Annotated in this window: 10 protein-coding genes; 9 read left to right on the forward strand and 1 reads right to left on the reverse strand. The window is 70.2% G+C overall.

Annotated elements, in window-relative coordinates:
• The first annotated feature begins 4 nt into the window (after positions 1-4).
• The gene (locus tag ACZ6AA_RS27280; RefSeq protein WP_471460545.1) at positions 5-793 is read left to right on the forward strand and encodes an SDR family oxidoreductase; all 789 of its coding nucleotides are present in this window, start codon (positions 5-7) and stop codon (positions 791-793) included.
• A gap of 52 nt (positions 794-845) precedes the next feature.
• Here the strand turns inward: ACZ6AA_RS27280 and ACZ6AA_RS27285 are convergent, their stop codons facing one another.
• The gene (locus tag ACZ6AA_RS27285; RefSeq protein WP_468456434.1) at positions 846-2102 is read right to left on the reverse strand and encodes an MFS transporter; all 1257 of its coding nucleotides are present in this window, start codon (positions 2100-2102) and stop codon (positions 846-848) included.
• A gap of 454 nt (positions 2103-2556) precedes the next feature.
• On the opposite strand from ACZ6AA_RS27285, the gene ACZ6AA_RS27290 reads away from it, so the two are divergent.
• From ACZ6AA_RS27290 to ACZ6AA_RS27325, 8 genes are all read left to right on the forward strand, one after another.
• Entirely contained in the window at positions 2557-3888 is a 1332-nt protein-coding gene (locus ACZ6AA_RS27290; protein ID WP_468482709.1) for a condensation domain-containing protein, read from the forward strand.
• 214 nt (positions 3889-4102) lie between these two features.
• Complete coding sequence (locus tag ACZ6AA_RS27295; protein ID WP_471460549.1) at positions 4103-5104, forward strand: fatty acid desaturase family protein; 1002 nt, start codon at positions 4103-4105, stop codon at positions 5102-5104.
• Between the two features lie 43 nt (positions 5105-5147).
• Complete coding sequence (locus tag ACZ6AA_RS27300) at positions 5148-5804, forward strand: GNAT family N-acetyltransferase (protein ID WP_468456440.1); 657 nt, start codon at positions 5148-5150, stop codon at positions 5802-5804.
• Positions 5776-7527, forward strand: a complete 1752-nt coding sequence (locus tag ACZ6AA_RS27305) for an aspartate aminotransferase family protein (protein WP_468456442.1) — start codon at positions 5776-5778, stop codon at positions 7525-7527. Before ACZ6AA_RS27300 ends, ACZ6AA_RS27305 begins: the two co-directional genes overlap by 29 nt.
• 2 nt (positions 7528-7529) lie before the next feature.
• Positions 7530-9026 carry an AMP-binding protein gene (locus ACZ6AA_RS27310; RefSeq protein WP_468456966.1) on the forward strand — a complete coding sequence of 499 codons (1497 nt, stop codon included), beginning with the start codon at positions 7530-7532 and terminating at the stop codon, positions 9024-9026.
• Positions 9026-10066, forward strand: coding sequence for an amidohydrolase family protein (locus ACZ6AA_RS27315; protein ID WP_468456444.1), 1041 nt, complete (start codon positions 9026-9028; stop codon positions 10064-10066). The genes ACZ6AA_RS27310 and ACZ6AA_RS27315 overlap by 1 nt, the downstream gene beginning before the upstream one ends.
• Positions 10063-10311 (forward strand): hypothetical protein, encoded by a 249-nt coding sequence (locus ACZ6AA_RS27320; RefSeq protein WP_289943370.1) that lies wholly within the window; start codon positions 10063-10065, stop codon positions 10309-10311. The genes ACZ6AA_RS27315 and ACZ6AA_RS27320 overlap by 4 nt, the downstream gene beginning before the upstream one ends.
• Positions 10308-11246: an amidohydrolase family protein gene (locus ACZ6AA_RS27325; RefSeq protein WP_468456446.1), complete on the forward strand. Its 939-nt coding sequence runs from the start codon at positions 10308-10310 to the stop codon at positions 11244-11246. The genes ACZ6AA_RS27320 and ACZ6AA_RS27325 overlap by 4 nt, the downstream gene beginning before the upstream one ends.
• Positions 11247-11260 lie beyond the last annotated feature (14 nt).

Genomic DNA, 11260 nt, shown 5'->3' on the forward strand with positions numbered 1-11260 from the left:
CACCATGACCCTCACCACCGCTCAGACGACGTCCCTCGCCCGCCCCCTCACCGGCCGCGTGGCCGTCGTGACCGGTGCCTCCAGTGGCATCGGCGAGGCCACCGCGCGGGAGCTCGCCGCCCAGGGCGCGCGGGTCGCCCTGCTCGCGCGGCGCGGCGAGCGGCTCGCCGCACACGTGGCACGGATCGAGGAGGCGGGCGGCAGCGCGCTCGCCCTCCCGACGGATGTGACCGACCCCGCGTCCCTGGCGGCGGCGGCCGCCGCCGTCCGCGACCGGCTCGGCCGCGTCGACCTCGTCGTGAACAACGCGGGGCTCGCCCTGCCCGACCAGCTCGACGGGTCCACGGGGAACTGGCAGCGCATGATCGACGTGAACGTCACCGGCGCCTTCGCCGTCGTCGAGGCGTTCGTCCCCGACCTGCTCGCGGCCGTGGCCGAGCGGGGCCACGCTGACCTCGTCAACATCTCATCGGCCGCCGCCCAGAGCGTCCTGCCCGGCTTCGCCGGATACGCCGCCACCAAGGCCGCGTTCAGCCACCTCTCCCGCAATCTGAGGGCCCGCCTGAACCCCGCCGACGTACGTGTCACGAACATCGAACCCGGCACCGTCGACACCGAACTCCGCGACCACATCGACGACCCCGCGATCAGCGCCGCCGTCCAGGAGGCCGTCGGGTCCATCGAGGGCATCCCCTCCGGAACCGACGTCGCCGAACTCATCGCCTTCGCCGTCGGCCGCCCCCGCCACGTGAACCTGCCGCACCTCTCCGTGCTCCCCACCCGCGAGGTCTAGGCGCCGCACAGGGGGGAACAACACCTCGTCTGCCTGCTCGGTCCTCGCCGGTTCAGTGCTCGGAGTAGACGTCCTCGTCCGCGGGGGCCGTTCGCGGGGCGTCCGACCACGCCTTCGCGCGGCCCATGGACAGGAACTGTTCCTCCAGGAGCAGAGCCAGGGCCGCCACCGTCATCAGGCCGCCCACCAGGAACGTGCCACGGACGCCGAGGACCGGCAGGAGCAGGCCGCCGGCGAGGGCGCCCGCGGCCACTCCGGTGTTGTACGCGGCGCCGTTCGCCGCGATGGCGGTCTCCGTGCGGCCGGGCGCGAAGTGCATGACCTGGCTCTGGGTGGCCATGAAGACCGGTCCGAGCGAGGCGCCGAGGAGCACCATCATGAGCACGGCGACGATCTTGGAGCCGCCCGCCGTGTACAGACCGAGCAGCCCCACCGCCTGCGTGGCCACCGGGAGGGTGAGCGTGGCGCGCGGGTAGCGGTCCAGGAGGCGGCCGTACACCGCGACGGACACGATGCCGGTGGCACCGAGGACGAGCAGCAGCGTGCTGACCGTGGACTCGGTGAACCCGCTCTCGTCCACGAGGAACTTGGAGATGTACGTGTAGCCCGCGAAGACGCCCGTGACCGTCAGGCCGGTCACGGCCAGGACGACGGCGAAGCGGCGGGTGTCGGGGGCGACGCCGCGCACCGCGTGGCTCTCCTCCGGAGGCGTGGACGGCAGGGCCGTTGCGATGAGGACGAGCGGCGGGATGGCGAGCGCGCCGACCACCAGGAACGGCACCTGCCAACTGCTGTGCTGGCCGAGCCAGGTGCCCCCGGGCACCCCGAGGACGAGGGCCGCGGAACCGCCCACGGACAGCGCGCCGATGACCCGGCCGCGCACATGCGGCGGGAAGAGCCCGACCGCGACCGGCCCCATCACCGCCCAGAACAGCGCCTGCGCCACCGCCGTCACCAACCGGCAGGCCAGCAGCACCCAGTACGAGGAGACGACCGCCGCCACCACGCTCGCCAGGAACAGCGCGGCGAGCAGGAGGCACAGCACCAGGCGGCGCGGCACGGCCCGGGTGAGCTGGGCGATCGGCACCGAGACGACGGCGACGGTCAGGCCGTACCCCGACACCAGGAGCCCGACGGCGGCCAGGGAGACGTCCATGTCGTCCGACATGAGCTTCAGGACGCCGATCGGCAGATTCTCGGTCGTGTTGAAGGCGAACGCGCCCAGCATGAGCGCGGCCACCACGGCCACGCCGCGTCGGTTCCCGGCCCAGCCGGTGCCGGGTGGGGTAGCTGTTCGGTCCGTCGCCATCCATCCTCCACGTTCACAGTGCGTACACGAGAGTTCGGAACTGCTGGTTCTTGCTTCAACGGGCTGTAGGCAAAGGGAGTTTGCGCGGTCGCCCTGATGATCGTGAAGGCGGCCGCAGGCCAGCGTAAACCCTGGTCGTCAAGGTGTGGCCGATACGCGTCGAGTTGGCCGAGTCCAATAGCCGTCGCTTTGCGTGATTACGGCTTCGGTAACAGAGCCGGTGGCCATTGCATTCAGTGACATTGGCACATGCCCTCCGATTGGGTATGGACGTTCGATCAAGTGACGGGTAGGCTACCGTTCGTTGTCCTGGGCCCCCACCAATCCCCCCACCACTTCCCGGGCTTCGAAACTGTTCCCCACCAATGGGTACGCGCGACCGATACATGGTGTCCGTGACGTCTGTGCGATGTGGCGTCGATTTAAGCAAGTGTCCTCTTGAGGAGGGTGAACGTTGCTTAATCGCGAGAGAACAGAACTACCACTGCTGGCTACGCAGTTGCGCACATGGATGGCTCAAGCTGAAGATCTCGCCAACCCTGTCTACTGTATTTGCGACTATCTCGACATCCGCGGGCGCATTGCCCAGGAACTGATGGTGCTGGCCCATGAACAGGTCGAGCGCGAGGCCGAGGCATTGCGTCTCGCCATTGTCCCCGCAAGTGAAGTCGAGGGCGGATACCGTCAATTCCTGAGGGCCGATCCCGCTCCGCTCGACCTCATCGACGTGAGTGCCGGGTCCGACCCCGGGGCGGCGGCCAGGGAATGGATGGAAAAGGACGCCCAAGGGCCAGTCGACCCACAGCTGTTGTGCCGCGCGGCGCTTTTGAAAGTCGCCGATGACCACTTCGTCCTGTACCGGCGTGTGCACCACGCCGTCGTCGACGGATACAGCCTCGCGCTCATCTTCAACCGCACGGCCGCCGTGTACACGGCACTCGCACGCCGGCTGCCCGCCGACGCGGGCGCGTTCCCCGCGTTCACGCGCCTCACGGACGCCGAGGCCGCCTACCGCGAGGGGAAGAGCTTCGCCCGCGACCGCGCCCACTGGCTGGACAAGATGGCCGACCGCCCCGCACCGGTCAGCCTCTCCGGCCGCAGCGCCGGGCTCGCCGTCGGCCGCCGCCGCACCACCGAACTCACCCCGGACCGGGTCGGCCGCCTCGAAGGCGCGGCCGACAGACTCGGCGTGACCTGGTCGGACCTCGCCGTCAGCACCATCGCCGCCTACGTGGGCGTGCGCACCGGCACCCGCGAACTCCAGCTCGGACTGCCCACCGGCGGGCGCCTGAGCCCCCAGGTGCGCAACGTCCCCGGCATGACCATGAACATCCTGCCGCTGCGCCTCGACGTCGACACGGCCCTGCCCCTGAGCGAGTTCGCGCGGCGCGTGTCGCGGGAGGTGCGGCAGGTCCTGCTGCACTCCCGCTATCCCACCGCCGAGATCTCCCGGGAAGTCGCCGCACAGGGCGGCGGGGCACGGCTGTGGGGACCGATGGTCAACGTGATGAAGTTCGACTACAAACTGGATTTCGCGGGAGCCACCGCGTCGATGCGCACCATGTCGATTCCCCTCACGATCGATATGACCGTGTACTTCTTCCAGACCGCGGCCGACGGAACGACAGAAGTCATTCTCGACGTCCACCCCGAACTCTTCAGTCCGCGGGAAACGGACGCGCACATGGACGGGATCCTGGCCCTGCTCGACGCGATCGAGAAGGCCGACCCGCATACGCCCGTGCGCGACCTTCCCACCGCACCGGTGCCCGAGGCAGCCGGCTGACCGCCGCACCCTGAACGGAGCGGCACCCCCAGCGGTATCGAGACAGCGGCATACGGCCCGTCCGGATGCCGCCGTGATGCCGCGCCGTACCGCGCCCGGAAGCACGGGCGGACATCTTCGGGCAGCGCACGTCCACCACGCCCCGATATCGAACTGGCCCCGTCCGGTCGCCGCACGACGGTCAGTCGTGCCGTCATGCCGTGAACCGCGCGCGGTGACGCACAGCCACCGGGAAAGCTACTGGGAAATCGAGGGAACAACGATGGATCTGACAGCGGGTGACGCCGTCGACCCGGCCATGCGGAATCCACAGGAGGCCACCGAACTCAGAGCGTCACTGAAACACCTGCGCACCGAGCCCCGGGGCTGGGTGTTCTCCCTCAAATTCGCCCTGTGCGTGGCACTCACCGTCCTCGGCGTGGTGATTGTGCTGCAGCCGGTCCTGTGGTGCCGCGTCGTCGGAGTCGTCCTCATCGGAGGCATGCTCGCGCACGCCGCGGAACTCCAGCACGAAACGCTGCACAATCTCGCGTACCGCAGTCGCAAGGCGAACACGGTCACCGGCATCATCCTCGGACTGCCGATGCTGATCTCTTTCGCCGCGTACAAGGCGGCACACATGCGGCACCACCGCGATCTCGGCACACCGGAGAACCGTGAGTTCTTCGACTACGGAGATCAGTACGGAGACAAGGAACGCTCCAGGTTCGGCACCTTCGTCGACTGGACCGTGCGCTTCACCATGGTTCATCATTACGCGCTGTTCGTGGTGAATCTCGGGCGGTCCATGCTCGGCCGGGAATTCGCGGGCGAGAGCGTCCGCGTATCGCGCCGGATACGACGGGACCACTTCCTCGCTCTCGGTGCGCTCCTGGCCTTCTCCGGCCTTTCCCTGGCACTGGGTTCGGCGGTCGTGCTGTGGGTATGGCTGATCCCGCTGGTGCTGGTGGCGGGGCCCGTGCACGCCTTCATCGAACTGCCCGAGCACTTCGGCTGCGAGGTCCTGAACCGCGACCCGTTCGCCAATACGAGGACGATTCGCTCCAATCGCATTCTGACGTGGTTCACGAACGGCAACAACTACCACGTCGAGCACCACCTGATGCCGAATCTCCCACTGGAGCGACTGCCGGATCTGCACGGTGAGGTGAAGGACCGCATTCGCTACTTCAACCGCGGCTATATCGAGTACTTCGGAAAGCTGCTCCGCAAGTGAACCACCGGGTGAGCCATCGCGACACGGGTGAGAGGAGAGTCAGGTGGACGTGACCTTCAAACTGGCGCGCACCGAGGCCGACAAGGCCGATGTGCTGCGGCTCCGCGACGCCGTCTACGTCGGGGACCAGGGCCGACTCGCCGACGCGGCCGACACCGCCGCGACCTTCGACCGGTTCGACGCCCACGCCGAATACATCCTCGGATACGTCGACGGCGAGGCCGCGGGCACCGTCAAGGTCGTGCCGGACTCGGCGGCCGGACTGCCGTGCGACGACACCGTGGACATCTCGGCGCTGCGCGTCGGCAACAGGCTCGTGGAATTCGGGCACTTGATGACGCTGCCCTCGATGCGGCACCGCGAGATCGGCATGGCGCTGATGCGCGAAGCCGTGATCCACAGCGCCAGGAAACACGACATGACGCACATCCTCGGCGACTTCTTCGTGGACGACTCCGAAGGGCTGCGGGGCTTCTACAAGGAAATCGGCTTCTTCGCCCTGCACGAGCCCTACGAGGACACCCGGTTCAAAGGCGCCCCGCTCAGCCTCGTCGCCGCACTCGACGTCACCGAGGCGGTCAGCAGGGCCCGCACACCCGAAGGCCGCAAGAGCCGACTGCTCCAGTACTTCTTCGGCGACTACGACAGCTATGTGAGCGAGGAGGTGGCGGATGCGGACACGGCGCCAGCGGCTGGCTGAGACCAAAGCGGCCCACAACCATCCGGCCTACGCGAAAATGGCGTTCGTCATGGGCTGCGGCGTCCAGGGGAAAGGGACGGGAAGCCGCGTTCTGGACGACGACGAGGGAACGCCCTATCTCGCCCTCTTCGACCAGTACGGCAACCAGTCCTTCGGCTACTCCCACCCGCGCATCGTCGCCGCCGTGCGCGACCAGCTCGACACCGGCGTCCTGAACAGCACGAAGATCATGTTCGAGGAGGTGCAGATCCGGCTCTCCGAGCGCCTCGCGGAGGCCACCGGACAGCTCCTGCCCTACTCGTACCTGGCCAACGGCGGCGGCGAGACCATCGACAACGCCCTCAAGCTGGCCCGCGCCGCGACCGGCCGCCCCGGCGTCATCAGCGCCCGAGGCTGCTTCCACGGCAAGACCTTCGCCACGCTCAGCGCCTCCGACCGCCCCGAACACCGGGAGCTGCTCGGCCCGTTCATGCCGCACTTCCGGCAGGTCGGCTTCGGCGACCTGGACGAGCTGGCCGCCGCGCTCGACGACACCGTCGCCGCCGTGCTCCTGGAGCCCGTCCAGGCGGAGGCCGGGGTGATCGTGCCGCCGCCCGGCTACCTCCAGGAGGTGCGCAGGCTCTGTACGGAGGCCGGGGCGCTGCTCGTCCTGGACGAGATGCAGACGGCGTTCGGCCGCTGCGGCACCTTCTTCGCGTACGAGCAGTTCGGCATCACCCCGGACCTGGTCTGCGTGGGCAAGGCGTTCGGGGGTGGCCTGCTGCCGCTGTCGGCCGTGCTCGGCACCGAGCGGGTGTGGGAGGTCCTGCGGGTCCTGCCCTCGACCTTCGGGTCCAGCCTCGGCGGCAACCCGCTGTCGTGCCGCGTCGGCCTGGAGTCCATCGCCATCGCCTCCGAAGAGGCGTTCCTGACCGGCGTCAAGGAACGGGCCCGCACCATCGACGAGCGCCTGAGCGCCGCCGCCGAGCGCCACTGCGGCATCGTCACCGAACACCGCGGCCTCGGCATGATGCACGGCCTGGAGTTCACCGACGGGGCGACGGCGGGACTCGTCCTGGGGCGGCTGCTCGAAGAGGGCGTGACGTCCACGTACTCCCTCTACCACCCGAACGTCCTGCGGGTGCAGCCGCCCATGGTGATCTCCGAGGACGACCTCGACCACGGCCTGTCCGTGCTCGAAGGGATCCTGGCGGAGGCCGACGCCCACCGGAGCGCGGCAGCCGAAAGGCCGCAGGCGGTCGAGCTGTCCCCGGTGACCCGCTCCGTACGGCTGGCGCACCCGCCCGAGCGCGTCCTTGACCTCCTGCGCGCCCGCCCCCGCCTGCTCGACCCGTTCGCCGCCGACACCGGCCTGCGCGCGGGCGAGGGACCGGTGGCGGAGTTCGCCGGGCGGCTCGGGGACGACGCCGTGGTCTGGGCGGACCGCAGTCGACTCCGCGCGGACGGCGTCCTGTTGAGCGCCGAGCCGGACTGGCTGTGGCGCACCCTCGAACGCCGGGTGACCGTCACCGGCGACGACGGCGGCAGCCGGATCGACGTCCACGTCACCTGGGACACCGACAGCGGCACGTACGAGGACATGCTCGGAGGCCGGATCGGCTTCCTGGCGGGCACGAGGCTGGACGAGCTGATCACCGCCCTCGCGGCGGAACTCGACGCACAGGCGCACGCACCCGGCGAGGCGCGACCGGACACCCCAGGAAGGAAGTCGGCCGACACGTGAGCATGAACCTCGCGGGCCTCTTGGACCGCTCCACCCACCACACGACCGCCCGCGTCGTCGACATCGACATCTCCGGCAGGCGGCGCGAGCTGACCCAGAGCGAGCTGACCGCGCTCGCCCGCACCCGGGCCGACCAGCTCACGGCGGCCGGCGTACGCCCCGGCCACGTCATCGGCATCCGCGCGGGCAACAGCATCGACTGGCTCGCCTGGGACCTGGCGGCCCTCGCCACCGGCGCGCGCCTCAAGGCGTTCGGCGACACCACCGACATCGACGACCCGCGCGCCTTCATCGCCGAGCACCGCCTCGCCCTGCTGATCGCGGACGAGCCCGTGCCCGCCGACACGCCCGCCGTCGTCCGCCCGGGCGGCGCCCCCGCCCCGGGCGCGGCGGCCCCCGACGCCGTGGTGATCGACGTCGACGACATCCACAGCCTGGTCTACTCCTCGGGCACGTCCGGGCGGCTCAAGGGCGTCGAGATCAGCGCCAAGGGCACCGAGTACGTCATCAACCGCTTCATCGACGCCTTCGGCATGACCGAGCGCGACCGGCACCTGATCTTCCTGCCGCTGGCCAACAACCAGCAGCGCCTGTCGGTCTACCTCTGCCTGTGGCTGGGCGCCGACCTCGTGCTCGCGCCCTACCAGCGGGTCTTCCAGGCCGTCCGCAAGGAGGGCCCGACCTTCCTGATCGGGCCGCCGGTCTTCTACGACACCGTGCTCCAGCTGTACGTGAAGTCCGGCGGCGACGCCTCGCTCGGCGACTTCCTCGGCGGCCGCATCCGCTTCATGATCACCGGCATGGCGCCGATCCGGCGCGAGACCCTGGACGGCTTCTGGAGCCGCGACGTGCCGCTCCTGGAGGCCTACGGCCTGACCGAGACCGGCATGGTCGCCTGGAACACCCCCGACCGCCACCGCGTCGGCACCGTCGGGCAGTTGATGGACCCGGCGTCCGTGACGTTCCTCGACGACGGCGAGGTGATCATCACCCGGGAGGCGCCGCTCGGCCGCGGCTACTTCGACACCGACGGCGACCCGTCCGCCGAGGGCATCTTCCGGCCCGACGGCTCCATCCTCACCGGCGACTACGGCCGCCTGGACGAGGACGGGTTCCTCACCCTGATCGGGCGCAAGAAGGACGTCATCGTGCTCGGCAGCGGGCGCAAGGTGCACCCCGCCGAGATCGAGGCGGCCTTCGCGGACGTCGAGGGCGTCGCCGAGATCGTCGTCGTACCGACACCGCAGTCCAACCGGCTAGGCGCCCTCGTCACCCCGGCCGACCCCGCCGACACCGCGCTGCGCGCGCACATCGAGAAGCGGATCGAGGAGGTCAACGCGGGCCTCGACGCCCACGAGCGGGTGATGTCCCTGGTCTTCACGGACACGCCGCTGCGGGCCGACCCCGCCTTCATGACGGCCAACATGAAGCTGAGCCGGGCGCGGGCGGCCGAGCACTTCGCCGAGCGGCTCGCGGGCGGCGCCGGAGCGGGGGCCTGATGGCGGCACCGGCGGCGGACACCCCTGGGCCGGCCGGTGGTCCCGCCGGGCACCGGATCGTCGACGCGCAGGTCCAGCTCGGCAGCCAACTGGCCATCCCGCGGGCGTTCCTGGAGTACCAGGCGGCGAACGCGCACCACCGCCTCAGCGCGTACGGCCACAGCGTGCGGCCCGGGCGGATGCTGGACCGGGTGCTCTCGGTGCACCAGGACGACGACGCGGACCGGCTCGTCGCGGAGCTGGACGAGGCCGGGGTCGACGAGGCGTTCCTCGTGGTCCCCGACTACTCGCACGTGGCCCGGTGCGCGCTGACCCCGGCCGAGCTCGCCGGTCATCTGGACCAGGTGAACCGCCGTCATCCGGGGCGCTTCCGGGTCTTCTGGGGCGTCGACCCGCGCGGCGGCAAGGACGGCCTCGACCTGTTCGAGCGGTGCGTCGGCGACTACGGCTTCGCCGGGCTCAAGCTGTACCCGCTGTGCGGCTACTCGCCGAGCGACCGCCGTCTGTACCCGTACTTCGAGCTGTGCGAGGAGCGCGGCCTGCCCGTGCTCAGCCACACCGGGCCGGGCTGGGGCCAGCTCGACTTCGAGTACGGCATGCCGCTGCTCCTGGACGAGGCCGCCCGGGACTTCCCCGGGGTGAACTTCATCCTGGGACACGGCGGGGTCACCCACGTCGACGAGGCGACCTACCTGTGCGCCCACCGGCCCAATGTGCACCTGGACATCAGCCAGTTCCACTCCGTCCTCGCGGCGGACGGCTGGCAGGCCCATCTGAACCGGCTGTTCCGCCTCGGCATCAGCCACAAGATCCTCTTCGGCACCTGCTGGCCGTCGTACCGGCTCTCCGAGTCGCTGCCCGGCCTGGTCGCCGCGTTCGCCAAGGGGCAGCCGGCGGTGGCGGGGATCAAGGAGGCCGACCGAAGAATGATCATGGGCGGGAACAGCCTCCGCCTGGTCGGGGCCGCACGGACCGAGACCCGGGGCCAGGCCCGGGGCACCACCGACGACACCATCACGGAGCGGGGAGGCCGGACATGAGCGCGGACACGGCGGAGCTGGAGAAACTGCTGGTCGAGTGGGTGGAGCGGTGGATCGAGGGAGAGTCCGACATGGCCATCGGGGCCAGGACCAACCTCAGCCACACCGGTCTGCTCGACTCCATGGCCATCGTCGGCCTCATCTCGTACCTGGAGGAACAGGCGGACGCCGAGTTCGACTTCGCCACCTACGACCCCATGAAGGGCGTCAGCATCCAGGGCCTGATCAAGCACTGCGTCGGATGACCGGGATCTTCGACGGCCACTGCCACGTGGCGTCGAGCCGCTTCATCCCGCGGGCCTTCGTCGAGGACGTGGCGAGCAACGTGCAGTGCAGGCTCGGCTCGATGGGCGTCGCCCCGAAGCCGGGGCGCGTCGCCGACGGGCTCGCCGCGCAGCACGAGGACCACCTCGCCGACGGGCTCGTCACGGAGATGGACGCGGCCGGGGTCGAGCGCGCCGTGCTGCTCGTGCCCGACTTCGGGCTGCGGATGGCGGGCACGGCCGAGCCCGCGGAGGCGGCGCGGCTCCACCATGAGATCCGGCTGCGCCACCCGGGCCGCTTCTGGGTCTACATCGGCGTGGACCCCCGGCGCGGGCCCGCGGGCGTGGCCGCCTTCGAGGCCATGGTCGACGCCTACGGCCTCGACGGGGTGAAGCTGTACCCGCCGTGCGGCTACTCGCCGTCGGACCCGGGCCTGTACCCGTACTACGAGATCTGCGCGGCCCGGGCCCTGCCGGTGTTCGTGCACACCGGGCCCACCGCCCGCAGCCTCGACTACGGACCGGCGCACCCGATGCGGATCGACCGGGCGGCCCGGGACTTCCCGACCGTCCCGTTCGTCCTCGGCCACGGCGGTCTCACCCATGTCGAGACCTGCGCCTACCTCGCGGCGTACCGGCCCAACGTGTACGTGGACACCGGCGGGTTCGCCAGCGGCCCGAGCCTGCCGCACTGGCCCGGGCACCTCAACCAGCTGTTCCGGCTGGGCGTCAACCACAAGATCATCTTCGGTACGGACTGGCCGCTCGGTCGTCTGAACGGCGGCCTGAAAGGGCTGATCAGCGAGGTTGTCGACGGCCCGACCGTGTTCGCCGGGGTCTCGAGGACGGACCGGAACCTGCTGCTGCGCGAGAACCTCCTGCGCGTCCTGCCACCGGGCAGCCGCCCGGCGGGCTGAGGCGCCGGGGCATC

The sequence above is a fragment of the Streptomyces sp. NPDC040610 genome (assembly GCF_055594065.1).

Coding starts and splice junctions, on each gene's coding strand:
- ACZ6AA_RS27320 (WP_289943370.1), top strand. CDS start 10,063: ATGAGCGCGGACACGGCGGAGCTGGAGAAACTGCTGGTCGAGTGGGTG.
- ACZ6AA_RS27285 (WP_468456434.1), bottom strand. CDS start 2,102: ATGGCGACGGACCGAACAGCTACCCCACCCGGCACCGGCTGGGCCGGG.
- ACZ6AA_RS27280 (WP_471460545.1), top strand. CDS start 5: ATGACCCTCACCACCGCTCAGACGACGTCCCTCGCCCGCCCCCTCACC.
- ACZ6AA_RS27325 (WP_468456446.1), top strand. CDS start 10,308: ATGACCGGGATCTTCGACGGCCACTGCCACGTGGCGTCGAGCCGCTTC.
- ACZ6AA_RS27310 (WP_468456966.1), top strand. CDS start 7,530: ATGAACCTCGCGGGCCTCTTGGACCGCTCCACCCACCACACGACCGCC.
- ACZ6AA_RS27305 (WP_468456442.1), top strand. CDS start 5,776: ATGCGGACACGGCGCCAGCGGCTGGCTGAGACCAAAGCGGCCCACAAC.
- ACZ6AA_RS27315 (WP_468456444.1), top strand. CDS start 9,026: ATGGCGGCACCGGCGGCGGACACCCCTGGGCCGGCCGGTGGTCCCGCC.